Below are 25,739 nucleotides of genomic sequence, written 5' to 3' on the forward strand. Positions count from 1 at the left end.
ATAGATTATCTTATCATAAATATTATAAAAAGTTAATTAATGAAAGAATAATCTTTTAAAAATTTTCCATTTATTGCTTATAAATGATATAAAAAAATTCCCAGGATATTCCCGAGAATTAATTTATATTTATTATTTAACTTTTAAGCTTATTTCTTTTCCGTCACTATCAATAGCAACGGTTCTGCCTTCAGTTACTTCTCCCTTAATTAAAAGAAGGGAAAGTTTTGTTTCCACTGTTTGAGAAATAAATCTTTTTACTGGTCTTGCTCCATAATTTATATCAAAGGAGGAATTTAATATAAAGTCTAAAGCTTCATCTGTAATTTCAATTTTTATTTCCCTGTCAGCAAGTTTGTTTTCAATATCCTTGACAGTCGCCTTAATTATTCTATAAATTTGTTCTTTTACAAGTGGCTTAAATAAAACTATTTCATCAAGTCTATTTAAAAATTCTGGCCTAAAGGCCTCTCTTAAAGATTCATTAACTTTTTCTCTCGCATCTTCAGAAATTTCTCCATTTTCTTTCATGCCGTCAATTAAAAAGTGGGAACCTATATTTGAAGTCATAATTATTACTGTATTTTTAAAATCAACTGTCCTTCCTTGATTATCTGTTAACCTTCCGTCATCTAACACTTGAAGAAGAATATTAAATACATCGGGATGGGCTTTTTCAATTTCATCAAATAATATTACGCTATAGGGTTTTCTTCTAACAGCTTCTGTTAGCTGTCCGCCTTCTTCATAGCCAACATATCCCGGTGGAGAACCAACAAGTCTTGAAACTGAAAATTTTTCCATATATTCTGACATATCAATTCTTATTATATTTTTTTCATCATCAAATAAGGCTTCAGTTAAGGCTTTGGCAGTTTCTGTTTTTCCTACACCTGTTGGGCCTAGGAAAATAAAAGATCCAATAGGTCTATTTTTTGCCTTTAAACCTGCTCTTGCACGCAGCACTGCCTCAGCAACTACTTTTACCGCTTCGTCTTGACCAATAACTCTTTTGTGAAGAATATTTTCAAGGTCAAGAAGTTTGTCCCTTTGACTTTCATTTAATTTTTCAACAGGAATTCCCGTCCACCTTGAAACAACATAGGCAATCTCATCATCTGTAACTTCTTCTTTCACCATAGTGTCTTCTTTTTTCTTACCTTCTAAATCCTTTAATTCTTCCTTTAATTTTGGCAGACTTCCATATCTTAATTCTGAAAGTTTTTCAAGATTATAAGACCTTTCAGCTTCTTCTATTTCATGATTAACAGAATCTATTTTTTCTTTAACTTCTTTTATCTTGTCAAGCTGTTTTTTTTCGCCTTCCCATTTTGATTTAAGAGTATCAAATTTTGCCTTTTCTTCAGAAAGTTCCCTTTCCAAATTTTCCAATCTTTTTAAGGATGCGTCATCACTTTCTTTTTTGAGAGCTTCCCTTTCAATTTCAAGCTGCAAAATTTTTCTTCTCACTTCGTCAATTTCTATTGGCATAGAGTCAATTTCCGTTCTTAACATTGCACAGGCTTCGTCCATTAAATCTATGGCCTTATCTGGCAAGAACCTATCTGTAATATATCTATTTGATAAAGTTGCAGCTGCAATTACGGCAGAATCCGAAATCCTTATACCATGGAAAATTTCATATTTACTTTTTAAACCCCTTAAAATTGCAATTGTGTCTTCAACTGTAGGTTCATTAACCAAAACCTTTTGAAATCTTCTTTCAAGGGCTGGGTCTTTTTCAATATATTTTCTGTATTCATCTAAAGTTGTTGCACCAATTGCGTGGAGTTCGCCTCTTGCAAGCATAGGTTTTAATAAATTTGAAGCATCCATTGCTCCGTCAGTTTTGCCCGCACCAACAATGTTATGAATTTCATCAATAAATAAAATTATTGTGCCTTCAGATTTTTCAACTTCTCCCAAAACTGCCTTTAATCTTTCTTCAAATTCTCCCCTATATTTTGCACCTGCAACAAGAGCCCCCATATCAAGAGAAAAAACCGTTTTTCCCCTTAAGCCTTCCGGCACATCTTCATTAACAATTCTTTGGGCAAGGCCTTCAACAATTGCAGTTTTACCAACTCCAGGTGGGCCAATTAAAACTGGATTATTTTTTGTCCTTCTTGACAAAATTCTTATTACATTTCTAACTTCCTCATCTCTTCCAATAACTGGATCAATTTTTCCGTCTTTTGCTTCCTTTGTCAAATCTCTTCCATATTTTTTTAAGACATCGTAAGTGTCTTCTGGATTGTCAGAAGTTACCCTTTGGTTGCCCCTAATTTTTTTAAGAGCATTTAAAAAATTGTCCTTATCTATTTTATATTTATTAAAAACAAAAGATGAATCACTAGCCTTTAAAGATAAAAGAGCCAAATAAAGATGCTCAACAGATAAATAATCATCACCAAGATTTGTCATGTATTTTTCTGCCATAGTTAAAACATCTCTATAAGATTCGTCAGCAGATAAATTTCCCCCACTTTGCCTTGGGAGCCTTTCAATAATTCTTAAAAGATCAGCAGAAAGTAACTCCGGATCTTTTTCCATATAAGTTAAAACCCTAGGAATAAGTCCATCCTTGTCATTTGTAAGAGCATAATTTAAATGCACTTCCTTTAAAACAGGATTTCCATATTCTCTAGCAATATTTGTTGCATTTTGTACAGCTTCAAGAGATTTTTGTGTAAATTTTTCAAAATTCATAATATCCCTCCTAACTTAAGAAATTTCCTTTAATTTCTTATATAATTCAATTTGTTCCTTGGATAAATTTTTGGGATTAACAATGGCAAATTCAATAAACATATCCCCTATATTTCCTTTCATATCCTTAAATCCCTTATTGGGAATCCTAAGTTTTTGTCCGTAAACTCTACTCTTAGGAATTTTTACCTTAACTTTTCCTTCAAAAGTTTCAACAGTTTTTTCCTCACCAAGAGCTTCTTGCCATGGATAAATTTCTACAATTTTATATAAATCTATACTATCAAGTTTTAAAAACTTCTCATCTTTAATATTTATCCTAAATAAAATATCGCCATCAAGGCCATATCTTTCACCCTTAATTTTTATTTTCTTACCTCTTGTTATGCCCTTTGGAATTTTAACTTCCATATCCTTTACACTATTATTTATGGAAAGAGAAACATTTTTTGTCGTTCCCCTATAGGCTTCATTAATAGAAATTGTAAGTTCGGATTCATACTTTGCCTTTGGCTGACTTTTTGAAGAAAAGCCACCTGAATTTTGAGAAAAAATATTGTCAAAGTTAAAGCCGTAAGATCCGCCTGATTTTTTTCTTCCTCTTCTTGCAGAGCTTCCAAAAATCATGTCAAAGAAATCTGAAAAATCTTCAGATGAGCCGCCACTTGTTGTGTATGAATATCCATAGGCTGAAGGATCAAAATTATAGCCTCCTGAAAAGTCATAATTAGAACCAAAGGCATCATATTTTGCCTTCTTATCCTTATCTGATAAAACCTCATAGGCTTCATTAACTTCCTTAAATTTTTCTTGGCTTTTGTTATCACCTTGATTTAAATCAGGATGGTATTTTTTTGCTAATTTTCTATAGGCATTTTTTATGGTTTTTTCATCGGCATTTTTATCAACACCTAAAATTTTATAATAATCTTTGTACTCCAAAGTAATTCACCTCCGCCCAAAAATAGTTTGACTATCTTTGACGTTTATATTATACAATAATTTTTACCTTTATACAACAGCTTTGATAAATTTATTTATTATTTTTAAATTAATTTTATAGGCAAAAAATTACCCTCCAAAAAAATTAGAGGGTTATAATTTTTTATTTAATTTATTTGTCTACAGCTTTTAAATAATTATTAATTATTTTAAGGCTTCATTTCATTTGTTTTTAATTATTTGTTGCTATCAATTTTTTTATTTTAAAAATTAGTTAGTAACAGTTATTTTAAAATCTTTCAATAGCTCATAAGTATTTAAAAGGTCTTCAATTGTCGCCTTTGTCTTTTCATCAGCTTCTTTTAAAAGGCCCTTTTTAATTGCATCTTTTTCCATTTTTTCCTTTTGATCCTTGGAAAAATCCTTGTAGTCATCAATTTTTATGGGATTAAAAATAGAATTCTCTTCATCAAAAACTTTTATAGATTTTTCATCAATTTCGTGGGCCAAGATTTTAGATTTTGGAACTTTAATATTAATATTTTTTCCATCAATTTTAATGTCTAAATTTTCAAGATCCACCCCTGCGTTAATGGTTCCGTCATAGGTTACAATAAATCTTTTTCTAGTAAATGGAACCTTCCACCCATAAAAATAAGACTGATTTTCAAACTGTCCCATATTTGTATATTGATATTTTATTGTAATTAATTCCTTAGCACTTAAAATTTTATTAGAAATAAGTGATGAGCTGATTTCTGGCTGCAAATCACTTTTCATTTTATTCATGCCAAGGAAAAAAGAAACTCCAACTAAAAGCAGGCCAATTATTGTAAGGCTTATAAAATTTTTTATTTTTTTCAATTCTTCCTCCCTTTCAATTTTTTCATATATTCTGAAACATTACAAATATTTTATACCCATAAAATTCTTAAAACTATTATTATTTATAAAGATATAGAATATTAAGAAATTTACTGGTATAATAGTCCTAATATTTAATTGGAGGAATATGAATGGACGATGGCGTCGCCTTATGGGCAAAGCTAATTTTAATCGCTTTTTTAACTGGAGTAAATGCCTTTTTTGCATCTGCAGAAATGGCAATGGTTTCGGCAAATAAAAATAAAATCAAGGAAATGGCAGATGACGGAAGTCAAAAAGCCAAATCCTTACTTGAAATTTCATCAGATTCCACTAGATTTTTATCAACAATTCAAGTCGCCATAACTTTGGCAGGATTTTTCTCATCAGCATCTGCTGCAACATCAATTTCAAAAGTTTTGGGTTCTTATTTTATGAGGACTGGGATTCCCTATGGTAATACTATTTCAATAATTTTAGTCACCATGCTTTTATCCTATATCTCTCTTGTTTTTGGAGAGCTTGTCCCCAAAAGAATTGCCCTACAAAATTCTGAAAAAGTTGCCTTAAGATCTGTCACAACTTTAAAAATTGTTTCTGCAATTTTTGCCCCCTTTGTAAAATTATTATCCCTTTCCACAATCATTGTCCTAAAAATCTTGGGCAAGTATTCAGAAGATGTGGAAGAAAAAATTTCAGAAGAAGAATTAAAATCCTATATTAAAGTTTCAAAGGAGCAAGGAGTTATAAATCTTTCTGGCGAAGAAATGATTGTAAATATTATGGATTTTGATGACAAAATGGCCTACGAAATTATGACCCCCAGGACATCAATATTTATGGTTGATTATGATGAATTTACTAAAGACACTATTCCTGAAATTTTAGCAACGGGCTTTTCAAGAATGCCCGTCTATAGAGAAAATACTGATAATATTATAGGCACAATCTATATTAAGGACCTTTTTACTGAATATGCAAAAAATAATTATAATGAAATAGATCTTGATAAGTGCTTAAAAAATCCTTACTTTGTACCTGAAACTAAAAAAATTGATAGGCTTTTAAAGGAGCTACAATCAACAAAAAATTATGTGGCAATTTTAATTGACGAATACGGCGGATTTTCAGGAATGGTCACCGTTGAAGATATTGTTGAAGAAATTGTAGGCGAAATTGAAGATGAATATGACAAGGACACATCAAAAATTGAAAGCATAGGCCCAAATGAATATATGATTGACGGATCTATGGCAATTGACGATTTAAATGTAGAGCTTAATACAAAACTTTTCTCTGAAAATCACGAAACAGTTTCAGGTCTTATAATCGAAAAACTTGGATACATTCCAGAGGAAAATGAAAAAGAAAAATTGCAAATAAAAACTTGTGGAGTAGTTTTAACAGTACTTTCCATTAAGGATAAGAGAATTTTAAAGGCCGATTTAAAAATTATTGATAAAGATAATTTATAGGGATTATAGGGATTTTATCCCTATTTTTTTTATAAAGTTCTTAAAAAAAATTTTTTTAGGATAGCAAATTTTTAAGTAAATTTTTTTCAAAATCTTAAATATATAATCTTAAAATAAAAAAATATTCAGAATTTCCTTTTACGATTTATTAAAATAAACCAATTAAGAATTATTAAAAAGCAAAAATATTTTTTTAAATTATTAATAATAGTAAAATTAGTAGGCTGGCTTGAAATGAAAAAATCTCTGTGCTATAATCAAATTGTATGAATTGGTAATACAATACATAGAAAAGGAGAGTGTATAAAAAATGACAGATATTTTAAACCCATTAGTATCAGCACAAGCTAAAGTAAAAAACGCTTGTGAAAAACTAGGCGAAGATCCAGCAGTTTATGAATTATTAAAAGAACCTCAAAGAGTAATCGAAATTACAATTCCAGTAAAAATGGACGATGGAACTCTTAAGACTTTCAAAGGTTGGAGATCAGCTCACTCATCAGCAGTTGGTCCTGCTAAGGGCGGCGTTCGTTTCCATCCAAATGTAAACGTTGATGAAGTTAAAGCTCTTTCTCTTTGGATGACTTTCAAAGGTGGAGCACTTGGCCTTCCATACGGCGGAGGAAAAGGCGGAATCTGTGTTGATCCTTCTGAATTATCTGAAAAAGAACTTGAACAACTTTCAAGAGGATATATTAGAGGACTTTATAAATATCTTGGAGATAGAATTGATATTCCAGCACCAGACGTTAACACAAACGGACAAATTATGTCTTGGATGATGGACGAATACATTAAGCTAAATGGCGACAAGATGGATCTTGGATGTATTACTGGTAAACCAGTAGATTTTGGTGGATCTGAAGGAAGAAACGAAGCAACTGGCTTTGGTGTTTCTATCGTAGTTAGAGAATCTGCTAAGAGATATGGCATTGAAATGAAAGGTGCTAACATCGCTGTTCAAGGTTTTGGTAATGTAGGAAGCTTTACAGTTAAAAACATCATTAGACAAGGTGCAAAAGTTGTTGCATTAGCTGAATGGGATAAATCAAAAGGAAATTATGCTCTTTACAATGAAAATGGATTAAGCTTTGAAGATCTTCTAGCTTACAAAAATGAACACCACACTTTAGTTGGCTTCCCAGGAGCAAAAGAAATTTCTGATGAAGATTTCTGGACAGGAAAATATGACATTTTAGTACCAGCAGCTCTTGAAAATGTAATCACTTATGATGTTGCTAAAAAACTTAATGTTAAATTAGTTTGTGAAGCTGCTAATGGCCCAACTACTCCAGAAGGAGATAAGGGACTTGCTGAAGTTAATATTCCACTAGTACCAGACATTTTAACTAACTCAGGTGGAGTTCTTGTTTCTTACTATGAATGGGTTCAAAACCAATACGGATATTATTGGACTGAAAAAGAAGTTGAAGAAAAACAAGAAGCTGACATGATGAAAGCTATTAACGGTGTATTTGGCGTTGCTGATGAATACAAAGCAACTCCAAGAGAAGCTGTTTATATGTATGCTATTCAATCAGTAGCTAAAGCTATGAAATTAAGAGGATGGTATTAATTCCAAATCTCTAGATTATAAAAGAAGTGCTTAGGCACTTCTTTTTTTTATATTTTGCAATACTTAATTCTTAATATAAAAAAGAGATAAACATAAATTACGCTTATCTCTCTGGCCCAACTTTTTGGAGTAACTCTACTTCCCCACTCCCATTTATAAGTTATTTCCATTAATAAAACACACCAAAATTAGATATCCCACTTATCTAAATTTCTACATTATATTATTTATTGCTTTATATTTCTATAAAAAAGGCTGATCTTTAATCAGCCATCAATGAAAGAAATCCTTTGAACCAGTCTTATTTAAAATCAAATTTCCTATAAGTATTTTATTATTTTTTAAGTATAATTATCTTTTTTTGAACCTTTGCAGTGCATCTCTATATGCAACAACTATTGCTCTTGATGAAGATGCAAAATATCTACTAGATATTTCTTCTATTATTGCCTCCTCGTCCTTATCAATAATCTTTCCTATAAATAGTTCTTTTAAAAATTCTCTTGTAAGTTCTAATGTTGTGTTGCAATCTGCCTTTAATATTTCACCTGTTTCACTATCTATAACAAAGGCCAGATAAAAAGAACCATAAATTTTTGTAATTGCATTGTCGAGTGTTGTTCTAGCTTCGCCAGTAATATATATTGTCTTATTTTCCATTTGCTTTCTCCATTTCCTCATATATAAATTTTGAAATTTTGCCAATTATTTCCTTGGCTTCATAATTTGAGCTTGCCTTGCTAACTAAAATCACAAGTATATAGGTCTTGTGTTCCAAAAAGAAGATTCCCCCATCATTTTCTAAAAAGTCGAGGTCACCACTTTTATTTGCAATTTTAACTTCCTCCCCTAAAAATCTTTGAAGTCTTTCCCGCTCATGTTGGCTTAGAAGTAGTTCTAGCATTAAGTCGCTGCTTTTTTCATCTACAAGCTCTTTTTTATAAACAAGCTTTAATATATTTTTTATGTCGTCAGCACTGGTAAAGTTGTCTTTTCCTAAGGACTTTGCCTCTCCATCCATCATTTTTCTTCCTAAAAATGTGTTTTTTAGCCCTAATTCTAACCCCATTTCATTTATTTTTTTCATGCCCAAAAGTTTTATTAAAATATTTGTTGCTAAATTATCTGAGACTATAATCATTAGGGTCATAAGTTCTTTTATAGTTAGTATATGGCCTGGATCCAGCTCTTTTAGTATGCCGGATCCCCCACAATATTCATCTTTAGAAATTTTTATTTTTTCCTCGAGGGAGATTTTTCCTTCCCTTACTTCTTTTAAAAGTGTTGCCATTATTAGTAGCTTAATCATTGAAGCTGATGGCACTTTCTCTTCTCCTTTAATGGAAAGGCCTTCTCCCTTATCTAAATCATAATAAGAAAGACAAATATTTCCCTTATTTTCTTCTATATAATTTTCAATTTTTGCTTTTAATTCAATTAAATTTTTCATCTCTACCTTAAAATTTTAAATTATTTTTGAAATATTTGCCAATCATTTACATTAGTCTTAAAATTTGTCCTATTCCTATTCCAAAGAAGTTTCCAACTGCTGCTCCTAAAACTCCCATTAAAACTCCAATGCCTGCATATGATGCGTCATAGGCTGATGCAACAATCGGTGCTGATGCTGAACCTCCAATATTTGCAAGGGATGCTGTTGAAACCATGCAAAGATCCCAATGAAATATTTTTGAAAGTCCAAACATTAAAACTACGTGTAAAACTAAAATAAATAATCCATATACTACCCACATTGGTGCTACAAGTAAATCTACTACTGATGCTGTTGATGCTAAAAGTGAAACAACGGCATATAGATAAACATTTGAAAGTTCTTCAACTGCAGGAAGTTTTCCAAGGGGTGATAGGGCACAAATTAGGCCTAAAATTGTTACAAAAAGTGTTGTAATTGTTCCCTTGTCAAACATTGCAAGACCCATATTTGTAAAAGTTTCTGAAAGGCTTGCTCCAACCCATTGTGAAATGGCTGAAACCACAAGTGATAGTCCAATTAAAAAGATCCAGTCTGATGCTGTTGCCTTTACTTGTCCCTTTGCAACTTCTGCTGCTGCTGCATCTGCAACTGCTTGTAATTTTGAAGTGTCAGCTTTTGTTGCCTTGTTCCATTTTCCTTCAAATCTTACAGCTAAAAGTAAAAGGGCAATCCATAATGAATAGCAAACTGTATCAAGGGCAAGGGCACATGAATATGCACCTGCATCAACAGGAAGTGCTGCTTGCATTGCAGCCATATTTGCAGAACCACCAACCCAAGAAGCATATAGAGCTGCAACTGCTGCCCAGGTATCTTGTCCTAAGAAAGATTTAAAAATAGGATAGCCTATAAGAAAACCTATAAATAAAGTTAAGGAACATCCTAAAAATATTGCTACCATACGACCGCCAAGTTTTGCAAGTTTGCGGAAATCGCAACGAAGTAGCATTACAAAAATCATAGCATAAAGCAAATTATTTTTAAGGGCTGAGTAGGCTCCTGAACAGGCTTCTGAATTGTAAAAACCCATTGTACAAAAAACCATATTCACTACATAAATAAATACAAGAGGCGGAACTATATTAAATATTTTCCACTTTGCATATTTTTCAAGGGCTAAAAATCCGCCAGCAATGAACATTAAAAAGGCAATATAAGTAAATCCATTGTTAATAACCATTTTCATCTTCCTTTCTTATTTTAAATCTAAATATTGTATTTTTTCTAGGCCATGAATTCCAAGACCTGGATCATTTGAAACTGTAATTTCTTTTTCATTAAATTTTGCTCCGCCAAGAATTGGATCTTCAAGGCAAAGAACAGGACCGTCTAAATCAACTTTTGTTATTATTTGCTTTGCACAGGCAAGATGAACTGCAGCATTAACAGAAATTTTTGCTTCTAGCATACAGCCAATCATACATTCAACCCCTGAAAGTTCTGCCATAGATGCAATTTTTAGTGCATTGTAAATTCCGCCGCATTTCATAAGTTTTATATTAACTAAATCTGCTGCCTTCATTTGCAAAATTTTCATAGCATCTTCTGCTGAAAATACACTTTCATCTGCAAGAACTGGAACGTCAGAATGGTCTGTTACATATTTTAGGCCTTCTAAGTCGTGGGCAATAACTGGCTGTTCAACAAGTTCAATGTCAAGAAGTCTTTCTTGCATTTGATTTAAAAGTTTAACGGCTTCTTTTGGTTTCCAAGCCTGATTTGCATCAATACGAATTCTAACATCACTACCAACAGCCTTTCTTATTGCAATTAATCTTGCAACGTCAAGACTTGGATCAATTCCTACTTTAACCTTCAAGGTGTCATAGCCTCTTTCCACTGCGTTTATAGCATCCCTTGCCATTTCTTCTGGTGGATTTACAGAAATGGTAATATCTGTAATTATTTTATTTCTTGAGCCGCCAAGCATTTTATAGACAGGAATCTTATAAAGCTTTCCATATAAGTCATAAAGAGCCATATCACAAGCTGCCTTTGCTGATGTATTTTTAACTATGCAGCTATTTAAGTCTTTAAGCAAATTTTCAAGATCATCAACATCTCTTCCGACCATAGTTTTTATAATATGATCTTTAAAGGCCCCAATGATTGATCCCGTTGTTTCTCCTGTAACGGCTCCTGTTGGAGGAGCTTCACCATAACCTATTTCACCTGTATCTGTGTGAATTTCACAAATAATATCTTCTACACTGTTTACGCTCCTTAGAGCTGTCTTAAAAGGCACTCTTAAGGGTACAGAAATCTTTCCCAAACGAATTTCTGTAATTTTCATTTTACTCACCTCTCCTTAACTATTTGCTAGTTCATACATTGCCCTAGCATAAATTTCCATATTCAAGAATATTTTATCAATTTCCCAATATTCATTTGGCAAATGCTCTCTTATTTCATCCCCTGGGAAAATTGGCCCAAAGGCAACAATATTTGGAAGAGCCTTAGCATAAGTTCCTCCTCCAATAGATTTTGCTTCGGGCTTAAAACCTGTTTCTTCATGATAAATTTTTAAAAGTTTTTGAACAAAATCAGTATTTTCATCAACAAAAAGAGAATTTTTATGTTTTTCTTCTGTTTTTTCAAAGCCGTGGTCTGCAAACTGACTTTCAAGTTTTGGTGCACAGTCTTCATAAGATAGGGTTACGGGATAGCGATAATTTAATTTAACTTCAATATAATTTTCATCTCCACTTGCAACACCCATATTTAAAGATAGATATCCTGAAACATCATCATGTAAATTTATTCCAAGTGACTCACCTTTTGTTTCTGTACCAATTTTTTCAGCTAAAAATTTAAAGGAATCTTTTAAATCTTCATCAAGAGGAAGATTTTTAAGACTTATGAAAAGTCTGCCAATGGCATTGTCGCCCTTTTCAGGTGTTGATGCGTGGGCTTCAAGTCCCTTAGCTTCTACTGAAAAACCGCCACTATCTTTTGAAATTTTAATAAATTCATCTTCCTTGAAAGCTTTTAAAATTTCATCTGTAAGACTTTCCTTACATTCAAAAACTGCTTTTGCATAGGCAGGCACAACATTATAGGCAGTCCCCCCTTCAAGAGATTTTAAAATCAGATCTCCCTTTTGAGAAATATTTTTTCTAAAAGCTGCATTGATTATGCCCTTTTCTCCATTGATTACTGGATATTCGCCATCAGGAGTAAATCCGCAGAAAGGAATTTCGCCACCATTTTCACGATAATATCTCATATCATCAGAACCAGTTTCTTCATTGGTGCCAAATAAAATCCTTATTCTTCTTTTCAGTGGAAGACCTGATTCTTTAATGGCTTTTAAGGCATAGAGGCAAGAAACTGTCGGTCCCTTATCATCCATAGTTCCTCTGCCGTAAATATTTCCATTTTCAACATCGCCGCTAAAGGGATCTCTATCCCAGCCTGCGCCTTCTGGAACAACGTCTAAATGGCCCATTATTGCAATCATTTCATCGCCTTCACCATATTCACACCAACCCATATAATTGTCCACGTTTTTTGTTTTAAAACCTAATGACTCAGCCTTATCTAAAACAAAATTTAAACACTTGAGTGGGCCTTCACCAAAGGGGGCCTTTTCAGTTGCCTCTCCTCTTACACTATTAATGCGTACAACTTCTTGCAAAGTTTTAAGCATCTCTTCCTTTTGTAATTCTACATAGGCTTTTAAATCCATACTACCTCCTCCTTCTTTGGAAAAATTTCCAAATATTAAATTTAAATTTCGTTTTTGTGGTAAAAAAAAACCCAACAAAATCACAAAAATTCTTGCAGATTTCACTGGGCATCAAATTGTTTATTGAACTAGGGAATAGCTCACGCAAAATGAAACAGTATATCCATAAATTATGGTTAAATAATATAACAAAATACACATTTTGTCAATATAATTGGCTAATAATTTACTATATGTTAGTAAAATGTTGGCCTTTATTATTTTATGGAAAATACATGAAAGTTTACAGCTTTTTAAAAATTTTTTAACAAATAATAAAAAATTCTTGCTTTTACCATTTTATTATGATAACATACTATTAGATTATTTAAAACATTTTAATTAATCTCCTTTTATGCCGAGAAATTTCTCGGTTTTTTTCTTTTTACAAATAAAAAAACGGCCGCAGCCGTTTTCTTCATTTTAAATTAAATTTTAATTTTTATTTAAATTATTTTTTACAATTTCCCTTTTTCTTATCTTTAATTATAAAAATATTGCCATAATAAATTCTAGCAAATGAAATTTTACAGCCACATAAATTAAAGTCCAGTCATATATTCCATGGGTCAAATAGGAAATAGATAAATTTTTTGTGAGCAAATAAGAAATTGTAATCCCCGTCCTCACAAGACCAATAATAATTAGGCTTTGACCTATATTAAAGTTATAGGTGGGAAGGTGTAGGGCTCCAAAAAGTAGTGATGAAATAATTACTGCTAAAAATACTCTTAAGGCCATTGGGATTTTCCCCATTTTATTTATTACATATAAAAATGGTAGGACAAATAATATTTCCTCTCCAATAAACTGAATAGCAGATGACAATATTAAATCAAAAATTTTTAAATTTGGCAGGATATCAAAAATAGGATTTACATCTCCCTTAATTTTTAAAATCTGCGTTGCAAAAGATGCTAAAAAGACAAATAAAAAGGAACAGAATACTCCTATAACTAACATTTTTATATCCCTGAAATTTGGAAATATAAAAAGTTTTTTTAAAATATTTTTGTCAATTACAAGAGCAGATAAAAGTGTAAAGGCACTTAAAATTACTGCTCCTAAAATTAATGAATCTATTTTAAAAATCCATGCTACTATATAGGTTAGGATTAGGGAAAAGTAGGCTAAAAATATTCCAAGTAACCACCTGAAATGTGATGCCTCAATTTTTGGATAAGTCCTTTTCATATTGTTATTAATTTTCTCCTAGGGTCTTTTTAATTTCACTTACTTTATCAAGCCTTTCCCATGAAAGGTCTAGGTCATTTCTTCCAAAGTGGCCATATGCTGATGTCTGTCTATAAATCGGTTTTATTAAATCTAAATTTTTGATTATGGCTGCTGGTCTTGGGTCAAAATGTTTTAAAAGGAGTTTTTCAATTTCATTGTCTGAAATTTTTCCTGTGCCAAAAGAATCTATATAAATTGATGTTGGTTTTGCAACACCAATTGCATAGGCAAGACCAATTTCAATTCTATCTGCAACTCCTGCTGCAACTAAATTTTTTGCAATATATCTTGCATAATAGGCTGCAGATCTATCAACTTTTGTTGGATCTTTTCCTGAAAAAGCTCCACCGCCATGTCTTGCATAACCGCCATAGGTATCCACAATTATTTTTCTGCCAGTTAATCCAGCATCGCCCATTGGGCCGCCAATAACAAATCTTCCTGTTGGATTAATAAAAATTGATGTATTTTCATCTATTAAATCTTTGTCAATGATCTTTTCAATTACTTCTCTTTTTATATCTTCTCTTAATTTTTCTATATCAACATCTGGTGAATGTTGTGATGAAATTACAATATTTTCTATTCTTGTTACTTTTCCATCATCATATTCCACACTAACTTGGCTTTTACCGTCAGGTCTTAAATATTCAAGAGTGCCATTTTTTCTAACTTCTGTTAATCTTTTTGACAATTTATGGGCAAGATAAATTGGAAGCGGCATATATTCTTCCGTTTCCTTGCAGGCATATCCAAAAACCATGCCCTGGTCTCCAGCTCCAAGACTGTCAAATTCATCCTTATTTTTTTCTTCAAATCTATTTACACCCATGGCAATGTCTGGCGATTGATCTTTAACTGCACTTAAAACAGCACAAGTTGATGAATCAAACCCATATTTTGCCCTATTATATCCAATATCGTCTAAAACTCCTCTTGCAATCTTAGTAAAATCTACATAAGTTTCCGTTGTAATTTCTCCAGTGATTAAGATTAATCCAGTTGTAGCCAAAGTTTCTACTGCCACTCTTGCATTTTTATCATCTTTTAAAATTTCATCAACAATTGCATCTGAAATTTGGTCACAAACTTTATCTGGATGGCCTTCAGTTACAGATTCTGAAGTAAAAATCCATTTTTTCATTTATTCCTCCTATAAAAAAAACCTCTTACAAGAGAGGCAACAAACCTCATCTTTCAGAATAAAAATTCTGTGGGACTTAGCACCAAAAAGGTTGCCGGGTTTCAAAGTGCCCATTCACTCCACCACTCTTAATAAGGTGAATTAATATTATCACTTATATAGTTATTCGTCAATAGATTAGAAAATCTATTTAAAACTTTACTCAAGTTTTTTTCTATAGTATAATTTTTTTTAGGAGGTAGATATGAAAAAATTATTATTATCTTTAGGGCTTGCTTTGACTTTAACAATGCCTGTTTTTGCAAAAGTAAATGTTAGTAGCCAAGCAATAATTTTAGACGGAAAAGAAATACCAACTAAGGGTTATATTATTAATAACTCAAATTATTTTAAACTTCGTGATATAGCTGCTCTGCTTTCAGAGGGAGAGGCTAGCTTTTCAATAAATTATAACAGTACAAAAAATGCCATTGAAATTTCAAGGGATGGCACCTACAAAAAAGGTGAAAATGATTTAAATGCCCTAGAAAATTCTGACTCCAATCCCAAAAAAAGCTCCCAAAGAGTTTTTGTTGATGGCGAGGAAGTTCAGTTTGATGCCTATAATATTGATGATTTTAATTATTTTAAATTAAGAGATTTGGGAAGAGTTATTGGATTTTATGTTGACTTTGACAAGGAAAAGGGAGATGTAATTATTAAATCTGAAAAACTACCACCCCTGCCCCTTGTAAATAATCAAGAAAAAATAAAAATTACAGATCTTTCAACTCGCATAAAAACTACTGGTTCAAAAATGACCTTAAAGGAAAAATCTAAAGTTAAAATAAATGACTTTTTTGATAATATTGAAAATATAATTGTAGGGACTCAAGACCAAGGTCAGCTAACTGCCAGTCAAGAATATATTGAAGATTCAAACCTTGTAATTGTTAAGCCTGTAATGAAAAAATATCAAGGCTCAATAAATTATAAGCCCATAATTCAAATTGATCAGGATGGCAAAAGAGAATTTTTTCCCTATGAGGGAGAAATTGACCTTGAAAAAATCCTTGTACAAAAATCCTTTGACAAGAAAAAATCCTTCACCATATATTTAGGTCACTATGTTGGCGAAGAAATTCCGCAAAATTTCAGAAAATTATCAACTATTTCTTACAATTAATTGTTATAATTTTGGGTATAAAGAACTAAGGAGGTGCTGAAATGAAAATAACAAAAGATATGCTTATTGGAGAAATCCTTTCAATAAAGCCTCAATCAATAGGAACATTAATGTCTTTCGGTATGGGCTGTATTATGTGTCCTGCTTCACAAATGGAAAGTCTTGAAGAAGCGGCAATGGTTCATGGTATTGACCCCAATATAATTTTAAATGCCTTAAATGCTGAAGAAAAAAATGCTGAAGAAAGTGTAAATCTTACACAAGAATAAAAGATAGATAAGGCAGATTTATTCTGCCTTTTTTTATACATAATTTTATAAGGAGAAATTTATGAAAAAAATATTATATATAATTTTATTAGTCCTAGGGATATTCTGTTTTTCTGTATATAGTTTTGCATATGGAAAGGAAAAAGCCGGGGCAGAAACTTTTAATAAGACTGAACTTGTAAGGCTAAAGAATTTATTTGCTATTGACAAGGAGTATAAGGATTTTAATATTTCTGAAAATCAAATTTTTACTGAAAACGCACCTAAATTTTTAAAAGATAGGATAAAGGGAAAAGTTTATTATTATTATTCTTGGGAAGATGAAAACCTTGGCAGCATAAATATTGAAACTACAAGTGAAGGAGATATCTTATCCTATAGTAACTATAATTATAAGGAAAATGACAATAATTCAAAATCCTACACCATTGACAAGAAGGAAGCACTAAAAGCATCTGATGAACTTTTGACAAAAATCTATAAGAACTTTAAAGATTCCTATAAATTTACGGACTATCATATCCAAGGAAATAGTGGAGAAGTTTCTTTAACCTATGAAAAATATATTAATAATACTCCCTTTCCCGAAGGGACAATTTATGTTACTTATTCTTTCAGGGATAAAAAAATAACTAGCATTGTGAAAAATTTCTCCAATCCATATGCCCTTGCCTATTTAAAGGACGAAGATTTTAAGGTTTCTAAAGATATAGGCCTAGATGCTGCAAAGGAAGCTTCAAAAAAACTTCAGCCCTTTGAAGAATCTTATCTTATTAATAATTCAAAGACTGACAACTTATATACAATTTTTAATTTTAAGGCCATAGATGGTGAAACTGGAAAACTTACAGAAACTAATGATGAATATGATTCCTTATATGCCAAGGACGAGGCGGCTAAATCTTATGACGGATCCATTTCTTTAACATCTGTAGAAGAAAAGACCCTTGACAATATTAAAAATTTAAAGACTAAAGCAGATGCAGAAAAAATTGCCAAGGAAATTTTCCCTAAGGGGACAAAAATTTCCTCAGCAAAATTAAAAAGCTCTGACAATTCATACTATTATTCCATTAGGGTAGATGATAAAAATAAAAATGGAGAGCTTGTTTTAGATGCCAAAAATTTAAACTTACAGTCCTATAACTTTTTTAGTGAAGAATCTGAAAATATAGATGGGACTAAGCTAAAAGATAATGAAGTCTTAAAAATTGCCAAAGACTTTACAAAAAAATATCTAAAAGATGAAGAAATTAAATTTGAAAAGGCTTCTGTTTCAAATTGGTCAGTTTATATTCCTAGATATGTAAATAATAGGCTTGTAATAAATAACGGAGTTAGGGTAGATGTCAATCCAAAGACAAAATCTGTGGAAAATTTTCAATTTTCAAAATCAAATATAGAATTTCCTAAGGATAAAATGGCAATATCTAAGGAAAGAGCAGAAGAAATTTATTATAATTCTGGCGAATTTTCTAAAATATATACCCTGACTTCCAAGGGCATAAAATTAATTTACACATCTCTAAATACAGACACCCCATCTGTAAATGAAAAGGGCTTGATTGTTGATGCAAATGGCAGAATTGTAGATTTTAAAAATCAAATTTCCTACCCCGACCTTGATAAGGCAAAAAATAAAGAAATAATAGAAAATCTAAAGTACATGGGCTATGGATTTGTAAATAGAAATTTAAAGGACAAGGCCAAAGTTATTGACCTTCTTTCCCTAAACTATTCAGCAAATGACATCGGAGAAGTTGATGATTATATTTTAAAAGATTCAGCTTTTAAAAAAGAAGATTTAAATAAGGACCTAAAGGAAAAAGACCTTGTGGAATTTTTAATCAAAAATAATATAAATAGTCAAGTTTTAAAACTTAATGGGATTTTTAAGGATAATATTTTTGAAAATCAAAAATCTTTAGGAAATTATGAAAAATATTATATTTTGGCAAAGGGCTTTAATATAATTGATACAAAAGCAAATCCGGAAGAAAATGTAACAATAGAAGACTTGCTATATACCTTTTATAATACAGAAAAAGTTTCAAGATAAAATTAATATTTAAGAGAAATGAGCTATTATTATGGCTCATTTTTTAATTCTAGAATTGTAACAGATTTGTAATTGAATCTTAAAGGATTGTGGGTTATAGTAACAATGGAGGTTTGACATGGAAGACAAAATTTTGGAAAGACAATTAATAAGAAAAAGAAGGGCAAGGATTAGAAAAAGAAAAAGACAGATAATTTCTATTGGCTCTCTTCTTCTAATTATATTTTTAATAGGATCATGCTCACGCCAAAAAATCCATAATAAAAAATTATCAAAAATGAATTTAGGCCCTGCCATGGAGTGGTATATAGACAATAATTTAGGACTTGTTTCTAATAAAAAATTAAAAAGTTCCTTTGACATTGCAAAAATACCCCTAACGAAAGTTAATTCCTTAAAGGGACACTTTCTTGTAAAGGGTTCAAATCACCAAAATATGGCCTCAGCTTATGCCTATAATGCAGGAGAAATAAATTCCTATATTAAAAATAATTCTTATAAGGGAAATCAAAAAATTGTATTTTTAACCTTTGATGACGGCCCAAATACAAACATAACACCAAAAATTCTCGATGTTTTAAAGGAAAATAATGTTCACGCTACCTTTTTCTTAGTTGGTAAGTCCATAAATAAAAAGCATTATAAAATAATGAAAAGAATTTTAGATGAGGGAAATTCAATTGCAACTCATTCCTACACCCATGACTACAAAACTTTATATCCTGGAAGAGTTTGCGACCCTGGTGCAATTTTAAATGAAGTTAAGGCAACGGACCAAAGACTTGCAGAATTTTTTGGTCCTAACTTTAAGTCAAGTGTTTTTAGGTATCCAGGCGGTCATATGTCTTGGGAAAATACTGCATCTGCCGATTCAGCTTTAAAAAATTATGGAGTGAACTGGATTGATTGGAACACTCTTGTTGGCGATGCAGAAGTTAAAAGCCAAAGACCAACAACAGCAGAGGGACAAGTTGCCTATGTTGAAAAAAATCTTGCTAAAAATTCCAACACAAAAATTGCAGTCGTCTTGGCCCATGATGCCACTGGAAAAGAATTGACTGTAGAGTCCCTGCCGGAAGTTATAAATTATTTTAAATCAGAAGGCTATAAATTTGGGATTTTAAAATAAAATAATAAATATTTATATAGGGGCTGTCCAAGGCTTTGTTAAAAAATGGACTGCTCCTATTTTTTCATCTAAATATTTTTCTCTACATTATAAAATAATATTTCACTTATCTTGGAAAAGCTAATAAATAATAAGTTTTTTTAATTTTTTTAGGGTATTAAATAAATATCGAATTTGAAAGGAGATATAATGAAAAAAATACTTGCAATAGTTGGCTCCCTAAGAAAGGGATCATATAATAGACAGCTTGCAGAAGTTGTTGGAAAAAAATTAGAAGGAAGAGCAGATTTTAAAATCCTTGAATATTCTGATTTAAAACTTTTAAATCAGGATGACGAATTTCCAGAACCCGAAACAGTAAAGAGAATTCGTGACGAAGTAAGAGCATCAGATGCTCTTTGGATTTTCTGCCCTGAATACAATCATTTCTTTTCAGGCTCCTTAAAAAATGTAATTGACTGGTTATCAAGACCTGTCCATGGCGTAAATAATCCCATCCTTCAAAAAATGCCAGTTGCCATTAGTGGCGTAAGCCCTGGATCAAACGGCACAGCCCTTGCGCAGGATCATTTAGTTACTTTACTATCTTTCTTAAATCTTGATATTATGAATGAAAGAAGACTTACAATTGCAGGAGCAAAAGAAGATGAAGATGGAAAAGTTGATTTTTCTAAAAATGAATCTTATATTGATAAGCAAATTGAAGCTTTCTTAAAATATATTGAAAGATAAATAAAAATAAAGAAAAAATGACTATTAATTTTTTATTAATAGTCATTTGCTTTTTATTCTAAGGTATATAAATCTTCAATGCTGCATTCTAAAAAGTTTGCAATTTCAAAAGCCTTTGTCAAAGATGGATTCGAAATTCCAAGTTCTAGTTTACTAATAAATTGCGGTGTAGTTCCTACAGCATTTGCAATTTGTTTTTGAGTTATTCCCTTCTTTTTTCTAATTTCAAGTATATTATTTTTTAACACTCTTTTTTCCCCCTCATTTAATATAGTAATATGGCACGTAAACCAACGTTTTAATGTCTTTAACTATTTTAATATATTTCATTTAGAAAATCTATAAAATATTGATTAAAAATTTATAATTTAAAGGAGCTACCATAAAGAGTAACTCCCAATTATAATAATTATTTGTTTAATAGTTCATCCATTTTTGCCTTATCGAATCCAACGATTTGCTTATCATCAATGCAGATTACAGGCACTCCTGTATATCCCATTGCCATTAATTCGTTTCTTGCTTCTTTGTCTTCTTGAACATTTTTTTCATCAAAGGGGATTTCCCTTTCTTTTAAATATTCTTTAGCCATTGAGCAATATGGACAAGTAGTAGATGTATATACTGTAACTTTACTCATTTCCTTTCCTCCTTTTCATTTTTCCTTATTTATATTTTTACCCTACAAAACACAATTCAATCATCTATTTGATTTTTTATGTTCAGCGTGGGTTTTACCTTGATTAAAAATTGATAAGACGTGGTCATCATCAAGTGAATAGATGGCAAGTCTTCCAACTCTTTTTGCCTTAATTAATTCTTGGCTTCTTAAAAGGGCCAGCTGATGTGAAATTGAAGACTGACTCATATTTAATAGATCTGAAAGATCCGAAACACACAAATCGCCCTTGCTTAGGGCATAAATAATTTTTAGCCTTGTTGGATCCGAAAGGGCCTTAAAAATTTGTGACAGATAAATCAAAAGGTCTTCATCGGCAATAAATTTTTTTACTTCAGAAATAAACTCTTCATTGACATCTTTCATAAATTTATTATCCATTAATGTCTTCCTCCAAATTCTTAAAGTTTTCATATAGGGCCATAAACTCTTCCATTCCCAAACTTTCTGCCCTCCTATTTTCATCTATATTTGAATTTTTAAGGGCTTTTTTCACCATATCCTTATCCAAATTTAGGGCCGACTTGGAAAGAGAATTTAAAAGAGTCTTCCTCCTTTTAGAAAAACCAGCCCTCACAATTTTAAAAAATTCGTCCCTATTTATAGTTGGCAAATCTTTTTTTGTTTTTAAAGTGACGAGACCGCTGTCAACATTTGGTTTGGGAATAAAACAGGATTTTGAAACTGTGAAATTATAGATAGGGTCTGAAAAAAACTGTATAAAAACTGAAAGAGATCCATAATCTTTTGTAGACTTTTTCGCAGCAAATCTTTCAGCAACTTCCCTTTGAATCATAACTGTAATTGACTTGCAATTTTCCCCCTCTGTCAAAATTTTTTCTATTATGGGACTTGTAATATAATAAGGAAGATTTGCAACAACCTTATAAGGCCTGCCTCCAAATTTTTCCTCTTCAATTTCCCTTAAACTTATCTTTAAAAAATTTTGAAAAATAAATTCTACATTTTCATAGGGTATTGTTTCCTTTAAAAGCTCTTTTAATTTTTCATCAATTTCAACAGAAATAACTTTTTTGGCCCTTAAAGAAAGTTCTTCAGTTAAGGTCCCAATGCCGGGCCCTATTTCTAAAATATAATCATCTTCGCAAAGGTCTGCTGCGTCGCCAATTTTTTTTACTATATTTCCATCAATTAAAAAATTTTGACCCAGACTTTTTGTAAATTTAAAGTCATATTTATTTAGAATTTCCTTAAGGCGGCTTATTTTAAATAACCTATCCATTGTTTTCATCCTTAATTATTTTATCAAGGGCCTTTTGAAATTCATCCCTTGAAATGTCATAGGCATTTAATTTATTTAAAAGACTTTTGCCATTGCCATAGCCTATGGACAAAATATCGCAAAATTTTTTTCGTCTTTCTGATGAATTTTCCCCATCAATTAAATTATTATCCCTTAAATCATAAAGATTATAGGAAATTTTTTTCTCAGATTTTTGGGCCCTTGCATTTTTTAGGGCCTCTAAAATATCCTTTGGGCTTGCATTTTCAACTCCAATATCCCCATCTCTATTTGATTTTTCTTGGGAAAGGTAGGCGTGCTTGGCCTTGGGAAAGTGCCTTGCCAAATCCTTTCTTATTTGGGAACCCATATAGTCTGAATCAGTAAAGATTATTAAATTTTTTCTCTTAGATGCCTCTTCTAAAATTTTCAAAAGCCTTTTGCCATAGCCAAAACCATGAGTGGCAATAATTTCACAGTCCACTGCTCTTTTTACGGCAGCTATATCATCCTTACCTTCCACAACAATAATATCGTCTATATGAATCATGAAATATTATAAAACCTCTTTGTATTGCTATCAGTTATTTTTACAAGGTCTTCTTTTGTCATGTCCCTAAGCTTTGCAATATATTCTGCAACTAGATTTACATATTTAGGCTCATTTCTCTTGCCCCTAAAGGGAACAGGTGTCATATAGGGACAGTCCGTTTCCAAAAGCAGCCTTTCAAGAGGTACGACCTTGGCAACTTCCTTGGGATTTTTTGAATTTTTAAAGGTAACAGCACCACCAAGAGAAATATAATCTCCCATTTTTAAATATTCCTTTAACATTTCAACAGACTGAGAATAGCAATGGATGACTGCTGTGAAATCATATTTTTCATGGGCATCTTTTAAAATATCAAAGGTATCTTGAGATGCTTCTCTTGAATGGATAACAACATTTTTCTTAAGCTTTCCTGCCAAGGCAAGCTGCCTTTTAAAAATTTCCTTTTGGACATTTCTTGGCGAATTATCATAAAAATAATCAAGACCTATTTCGCCAATGGCAACTATTTTTTTTCCGCCTGCAAGTTCTATAAGTCTTTTTTCAAGATCATCGTCATAAGTTTTGGCATCGTGAGGATGAACACCCACAGTTGCATAAATATTTTCGTAAATTTCTGAAAGCTCAAAACATTTTTCTGATGACTTTAAATCACAGCCAATATTTACAATAAAATCTATGCCATTTTCATATAAACCATTAATGACTTCATCCCTATCTTCGTCAAAGGCTTCGTCATCAAGGTGTGCATGAGAATCTATCAATTTTACAACTCCTAACTTATTATTGCTCCGTCCTTAATATCTGCAAGAGTTGAAGCAATGGATAATTTTCCATCTTCATCTTCGCAGGCAAGGAGCATTCCTTGTGATTCAATTCCCCTAAATTTATGGGCCTTTAAATTACAAAGAACTAAAATTTTCTTACCAGTTAATTCTTCCTTAGTATATTTGTCCTTTATATTTGAAACAATTTGTCTTTTTGTGTTTCCTATTTTTAAATTTAAAAGATAAAGCCTATCTGCATTTGGATGATCTTCAACAGATTCCACAAGGGCAAGTCTTATGTCAAGTTTATTAAAATCATCTAAAGCTATTTCATCCTTAAAAGCTTTAGCATTTTTTTCTTCTTTTTCTTCAGCCTTTTTAGAAATTGCCCTTTCTTCCATTAGTTTTGCATTTTCCTCATCAAGTCTTAAAATTTCCTTTTTAATATCAAGCCTTGGGAAGATAACTTCTCCCTTATTTACCTTTGCCTTTTTAATAAGTCCCCAGACCTTTGCATCTTCCCAAGAAATTTCTTCTTCAAGTCCAAGCTGCCTCCTAATTTCCTTTGAAGTGTTGGCAATAAAGGGATTTATTAAAATAGAAATAATTCTTAGGGATTCTGAAAGATTATATAACACAGTATTTAGCCTGTTTTTTTTACTTTCATCCTTTGCTAAAATCCAAGGCTCAGTTTCATCAACATATTTATTTGACCTTCTAATTAATTTCCAAATTTCTTCAAGGCAGACATTAAAACGGAAGTGTTCCATGGCTTCTTCAACCTTTCCCTTGACTGAAAGGGCAAGGTCTTTTAAATCATCATCCGGACCATCCTTCACGCCTTTATCTTCAATTATACCTTCATTATATTTAATAGCCATGGCAACAGTTCTAGAAAGTAAATTTCCAAGGTCATTGGCAAGATCTGAATTTAATCTTTGCATAAATTTTTCTTTGCTAAAAGAACCGTCAGAACCAAAAGAAAATTCTCTTAAAAGAAAGTATTTTAAGGCATCAACACCATATAATTTTATAATGGGTTCAGGATAGATTACATTTCCCTTTGACTTTGACATTTTATCATTGTCAAATAAAATCCAGCCATGACCAAAAATCTTTTTAGGAAGTGGAAGATCAAGAGCCATTAAAAGTGCTGGCCAAATTAGAGCATGAAACCTGAAAATTTCCTTGCCAACTAAATGCACATCGGCAGGCCAAAAACTTTCAAATTTTTCCTTGTCATCTCCATATCCAATTGCTGAAAGATAACAAATAAGAGCATCAATCCAAACATAGATAACGTGCTTTTCATCAAAGGGAACTCTAACCCCCCAGTCAAGAGAAGAACGAGAAACAGATAAATCTTCCAGGCCCTCATCGCTTTCTATAAAATTTCTAATTAATTCATTTTTTCTAAAGGCAGGTTCTGTAAATTCATCATTATTTTGTAGAAGGTCCAAAAGTCTATCCTTATATTTTGAAAGCCTAAAGAAATAAGATTCCTCTTTTGTAAGTTGAGTTGGCCTTCCGCAATCGGGGCAAGTGTGATTTTCATTTAATTGGGCTTCAGTCCAAAATGATTCGCAGGGCGTGCAATAATAGCCTTCATATTCACCCTTATAAATATCTCCCTTGTCATAAAGCTTTTGGAAAATATCTTGCACATCTTTTTCGTGCCTAGGATCAGTGGAGCGAATAAATGCATCATATTTTATATCTAACATTTCCCAAAGCTTTTTAATATTTGCCACAATTTTATCTACATATTCCTTGGGTTCCATACCAGCTTCACTTGCCTTAGTGGCAATTTTTTGACCATGCTCATCAGAACCTGTTGTGAAAAATACATTATAGCCTTCCAATTCCTTAAATCTTTTTATGCAATCACTGGCAACAGTGCAGTAAGTGTGTCCTATATGTAAATTGTCGCTAGGATAATAAATAGGTGTTGTAAGATAAAAATTCTTCTTCATAATTC

Annotated in this window: 24 protein-coding genes and 1 riboswitch; of the genes, 7 read left to right on the forward strand and 17 right to left on the reverse strand. The window is 31.7% G+C overall.

Annotation, left to right across the window (positions count from 1 at the left end):
• Nucleotides 1–132: 132 nt before the first annotated feature.
• The 3 genes from clpB to BQ4446_RS00350 all read right to left on the reverse strand — a co-directional run bounded on the left by clpB (nucleotide 133) and on the right by BQ4446_RS00350 (nucleotide 4,515).
• Complete coding sequence (gene clpB / locus BQ4446_RS00340; RefSeq protein ID WP_071025519.1) at nucleotides 133–2,709, reverse strand: ATP-dependent chaperone ClpB; 2,577 nt, start codon at nucleotides 2,707–2,709, stop codon at nucleotides 133–135.
• Nucleotides 2,710–2,724: 15 nt separating this feature from the next.
• A complete protein-coding gene (locus tag BQ4446_RS00345) occupies nucleotides 2,725–3,651 on the reverse strand; it encodes a J domain-containing protein (RefSeq protein WP_071025522.1) in 927 nt (308 codons plus the stop codon).
• 270 nt (nucleotides 3,652–3,921) lie between these two features.
• The gene (locus tag BQ4446_RS00350; protein ID WP_071025525.1) at nucleotides 3,922–4,515 is read right to left on the reverse strand and encodes a DUF4230 domain-containing protein; all 594 of its coding nucleotides are present in this window, start codon (nucleotides 4,513–4,515) and stop codon (nucleotides 3,922–3,924) included.
• Nucleotides 4,516–4,667: 152 nt separating this feature from the next.
• Between BQ4446_RS00350 and BQ4446_RS00355 the strand changes: the two genes are divergently transcribed.
• Both BQ4446_RS00355 and BQ4446_RS00360 read left to right on the forward strand, forming a co-directional pair.
• Entirely contained in the window at nucleotides 4,668–5,990 is a 1,323-nt protein-coding gene (locus BQ4446_RS00355) for a hemolysin family protein (RefSeq protein WP_071025528.1), read from the forward strand.
• Nucleotides 5,991–6,300: 310 nt separating this feature from the next.
• A complete protein-coding gene (locus tag BQ4446_RS00360; RefSeq protein ID WP_071025530.1) occupies nucleotides 6,301–7,566 on the forward strand; it encodes a Glu/Leu/Phe/Val family dehydrogenase in 1,266 nt (421 codons plus the stop codon).
• A 351-nt stretch (nucleotides 7,567–7,917) separates the two neighbouring features.
• On the opposite strand, the gene BQ4446_RS00365 is transcribed toward BQ4446_RS00360, so the two are convergent.
• The 7 genes from BQ4446_RS00365 to metK all read right to left on the reverse strand — a co-directional run bounded on the left by BQ4446_RS00365 (nucleotide 7,918) and on the right by metK (nucleotide 15,168).
• A complete protein-coding gene (locus BQ4446_RS00365; protein WP_071025534.1) occupies nucleotides 7,918–8,226 on the reverse strand; it encodes a DUF3870 domain-containing protein in 309 nt (102 codons plus the stop codon).
• Nucleotides 8,216–9,016: a serine hydrolase gene (locus BQ4446_RS00370; RefSeq protein ID WP_071025537.1), complete on the reverse strand. Its 801-nt coding sequence runs from the start codon at nucleotides 9,014–9,016 to the stop codon at nucleotides 8,216–8,218. The genes BQ4446_RS00365 and BQ4446_RS00370 overlap by 11 nt, the downstream gene beginning before the upstream one ends.
• A 46-nt stretch (nucleotides 9,017–9,062) precedes the next feature.
• On the reverse strand, nucleotides 9,063–10,241 hold the full coding sequence (locus tag BQ4446_RS00375) for a DUF819 family protein (RefSeq protein WP_071025540.1): 1,179 nt from the start codon (nucleotides 10,239–10,241) through the stop codon (nucleotides 9,063–9,065).
• 15 nt (nucleotides 10,242–10,256) lie between these two features.
• Entirely contained in the window at nucleotides 10,257–11,354 is a 1,098-nt protein-coding gene (locus BQ4446_RS00380) for a dipeptide epimerase (protein ID WP_071025543.1), read from the reverse strand.
• Nucleotides 11,355–11,369: 15 nt separating this feature from the next.
• Nucleotides 11,370–12,749, reverse strand: a complete 1,380-nt coding sequence (pepV, locus tag BQ4446_RS00385) for a dipeptidase PepV (RefSeq protein ID WP_071025547.1) — start codon at nucleotides 12,747–12,749, stop codon at nucleotides 11,370–11,372.
• Nucleotides 12,750–13,274: 525 nt separating this feature from the next.
• The gene (locus BQ4446_RS00390) at nucleotides 13,275–13,982 is read right to left on the reverse strand and encodes a CPBP family glutamic-type intramembrane protease (protein ID WP_071025550.1); all 708 of its coding nucleotides are present in this window, start codon (nucleotides 13,980–13,982) and stop codon (nucleotides 13,275–13,277) included.
• 7 nt (nucleotides 13,983–13,989) lie between these two features.
• A complete protein-coding gene (gene metK / locus BQ4446_RS00395) occupies nucleotides 13,990–15,168 on the reverse strand; it encodes a methionine adenosyltransferase (RefSeq protein WP_071025553.1) in 1,179 nt (392 codons plus the stop codon).
• Nucleotides 15,169–15,211: 43 nt separating this feature from the next.
• A riboswitch (SAM riboswitch) is annotated at nucleotides 15,212–15,306 on the reverse strand.
• A gap of 106 nt (nucleotides 15,307–15,412) precedes the next feature.
• Between metK and BQ4446_RS00400 the strand changes: the two genes are divergently transcribed.
• The 5 genes from BQ4446_RS00400 to BQ4446_RS00420 all read left to right on the forward strand — a co-directional run bounded on the left by BQ4446_RS00400 (nucleotide 15,413) and on the right by BQ4446_RS00420 (nucleotide 20,522).
• A complete protein-coding gene (locus BQ4446_RS00400; RefSeq protein ID WP_071025556.1) occupies nucleotides 15,413–16,333 on the forward strand; it encodes a hypothetical protein in 921 nt (306 codons plus the stop codon).
• Nucleotides 16,334–16,374: 41 nt separating this feature from the next.
• Entirely contained in the window at nucleotides 16,375–16,602 is a 228-nt protein-coding gene (locus BQ4446_RS00405; RefSeq protein ID WP_071025559.1) for a DUF1858 domain-containing protein, read from the forward strand.
• Nucleotides 16,603–16,663: 61 nt separating this feature from the next.
• Complete coding sequence (locus BQ4446_RS00410; RefSeq protein WP_071025562.1) at nucleotides 16,664–18,661, forward strand: YcdB/YcdC domain-containing protein; 1,998 nt, start codon at nucleotides 16,664–16,666, stop codon at nucleotides 18,659–18,661.
• A 118-nt stretch (nucleotides 18,662–18,779) separates the two neighbouring features.
• Nucleotides 18,780–19,790 carry a polysaccharide deacetylase family protein gene (locus BQ4446_RS00415; RefSeq protein ID WP_071025565.1) on the forward strand — a complete coding sequence of 337 codons (1,011 nt, stop codon included), beginning with the start codon at nucleotides 18,780–18,782 and terminating at the stop codon, nucleotides 19,788–19,790.
• Nucleotides 19,791–19,979: 189 nt separating this feature from the next.
• Nucleotides 19,980–20,522, forward strand: a complete 543-nt coding sequence (locus tag BQ4446_RS00420; protein ID WP_071025568.1) for an NADPH-dependent FMN reductase — start codon at nucleotides 19,980–19,982, stop codon at nucleotides 20,520–20,522.
• A gap of 53 nt (nucleotides 20,523–20,575) precedes the next feature.
• On the opposite strand, the gene BQ4446_RS00425 is transcribed toward BQ4446_RS00420, so the two are convergent.
• The 7 genes from BQ4446_RS00425 to metG form a co-directional block, all read right to left on the reverse strand.
• The gene (locus tag BQ4446_RS00425) at nucleotides 20,576–20,770 is read right to left on the reverse strand and encodes a helix-turn-helix transcriptional regulator (RefSeq protein ID WP_071025572.1); all 195 of its coding nucleotides are present in this window, start codon (nucleotides 20,768–20,770) and stop codon (nucleotides 20,576–20,578) included.
• A gap of 161 nt (nucleotides 20,771–20,931) precedes the next feature.
• Nucleotides 20,932–21,162: a glutaredoxin family protein gene (locus BQ4446_RS00430; protein ID WP_071025575.1), complete on the reverse strand. Its 231-nt coding sequence runs from the start codon at nucleotides 21,160–21,162 to the stop codon at nucleotides 20,932–20,934.
• 60 nt (nucleotides 21,163–21,222) lie between these two features.
• Entirely contained in the window at nucleotides 21,223–21,582 is a 360-nt protein-coding gene (locus tag BQ4446_RS00435; protein ID WP_071025578.1) for an ArsR/SmtB family transcription factor, read from the reverse strand.
• The gene (gene rsmA, locus BQ4446_RS00440) at nucleotides 21,575–22,444 is read right to left on the reverse strand and encodes a 16S rRNA (adenine(1518)-N(6)/adenine(1519)-N(6))-dimethyltransferase RsmA (protein WP_071025581.1); all 870 of its coding nucleotides are present in this window, start codon (nucleotides 22,442–22,444) and stop codon (nucleotides 21,575–21,577) included. The genes BQ4446_RS00435 and rsmA overlap by 8 nt, the downstream gene beginning before the upstream one ends.
• Complete coding sequence (gene rnmV, locus BQ4446_RS00445; protein ID WP_071025584.1) at nucleotides 22,437–22,994, reverse strand: ribonuclease M5; 558 nt, start codon at nucleotides 22,992–22,994, stop codon at nucleotides 22,437–22,439. The genes rsmA and rnmV overlap by 8 nt, the downstream gene beginning before the upstream one ends.
• Nucleotides 22,991–23,758, reverse strand: coding sequence for a TatD family hydrolase (locus BQ4446_RS00450; RefSeq protein WP_071025587.1), 768 nt, complete (start codon nucleotides 23,756–23,758; stop codon nucleotides 22,991–22,993). The genes rnmV and BQ4446_RS00450 overlap by 4 nt, the downstream gene beginning before the upstream one ends.
• A gap of 11 nt (nucleotides 23,759–23,769) precedes the next feature.
• A complete protein-coding gene (gene metG, locus BQ4446_RS00455) occupies nucleotides 23,770–25,734 on the reverse strand; it encodes a methionine--tRNA ligase (protein WP_071025590.1) in 1,965 nt (654 codons plus the stop codon).
• Between the last annotated feature and the right edge of the window lie 5 nt (nucleotides 25,735–25,739).

The sequence above is a fragment of the Peptoniphilus raoultii genome, assembly GCF_900099555.1.
Lineage (GTDB): Bacteria > Bacillota > Clostridia > Tissierellales > Peptoniphilaceae > Peptoniphilus_A > Peptoniphilus_A raoultii.

Bases quoted from the DNA above. Each gene is read 5' to 3' on its own strand.
- clpB (WP_071025519.1), bottom strand. From the start codon at position 2,709: ATGAATTTTGAAAAATTTACACAAAAATCTCTTGAAGCTGTACAAAAT.
- BQ4446_RS00355 (WP_071025528.1), top strand. From the start codon at position 4,668: ATGGACGATGGCGTCGCCTTATGGGCAAAGCTAATTTTAATCGCTTTT.
- BQ4446_RS00360 (WP_071025530.1), top strand. From the start codon at position 6,301: ATGACAGATATTTTAAACCCATTAGTATCAGCACAAGCTAAAGTAAAA.
- BQ4446_RS00365 (WP_071025534.1), bottom strand. From the start codon at position 8,226: ATGGAAAATAAGACAATATATATTACTGGCGAAGCTAGAACAACACTC.
- BQ4446_RS00370 (WP_071025537.1), bottom strand. From the start codon at position 9,016: ATGAAAAATTTAATTGAATTAAAAGCAAAAATTGAAAATTATATAGAA.
- BQ4446_RS00375 (WP_071025540.1), bottom strand. From the start codon at position 10,241: ATGGTTATTAACAATGGATTTACTTATATTGCCTTTTTAATGTTCATT.
- BQ4446_RS00380 (WP_071025543.1), bottom strand. From the start codon at position 11,354: ATGAAAATTACAGAAATTCGTTTGGGAAAGATTTCTGTACCCTTAAGA.
- pepV (WP_071025547.1), bottom strand. From the start codon at position 12,749: ATGGATTTAAAAGCCTATGTAGAATTACAAAAGGAAGAGATGCTTAAA.
- BQ4446_RS00390 (WP_071025550.1), bottom strand. From the start codon at position 13,982: ATGAAAAGGACTTATCCAAAAATTGAGGCATCACATTTCAGGTGGTTA.
- metK (WP_071025553.1), bottom strand. From the start codon at position 15,168: ATGAAAAAATGGATTTTTACTTCAGAATCTGTAACTGAAGGCCATCCA.
- BQ4446_RS00400 (WP_071025556.1), top strand. From the start codon at position 15,413: ATGAAAAAATTATTATTATCTTTAGGGCTTGCTTTGACTTTAACAATG.
- BQ4446_RS00405 (WP_071025559.1), top strand. From the start codon at position 16,375: ATGAAAATAACAAAAGATATGCTTATTGGAGAAATCCTTTCAATAAAG.
- BQ4446_RS00410 (WP_071025562.1), top strand. From the start codon at position 16,664: ATGAAAAAAATATTATATATAATTTTATTAGTCCTAGGGATATTCTGT.
- BQ4446_RS00415 (WP_071025565.1), top strand. From the start codon at position 18,780: ATGGAAGACAAAATTTTGGAAAGACAATTAATAAGAAAAAGAAGGGCA.
- BQ4446_RS00420 (WP_071025568.1), top strand. From the start codon at position 19,980: ATGAAAAAAATACTTGCAATAGTTGGCTCCCTAAGAAAGGGATCATAT.
- BQ4446_RS00430 (WP_071025575.1), bottom strand. From the start codon at position 21,162: ATGAGTAAAGTTACAGTATATACATCTACTACTTGTCCATATTGCTCA.
- BQ4446_RS00435 (WP_071025578.1), bottom strand. From the start codon at position 21,582: ATGGATAATAAATTTATGAAAGATGTCAATGAAGAGTTTATTTCTGAA.
- rsmA (WP_071025581.1), bottom strand. From the start codon at position 22,444: ATGGATAGGTTATTTAAAATAAGCCGCCTTAAGGAAATTCTAAATAAA.
- rnmV (WP_071025584.1), bottom strand. From the start codon at position 22,994: ATGATTCATATAGACGATATTATTGTTGTGGAAGGTAAGGATGATATA.
- metG (WP_071025590.1), bottom strand. From the start codon at position 25,734: ATGAAGAAGAATTTTTATCTTACAACACCTATTTATTATCCTAGCGAC.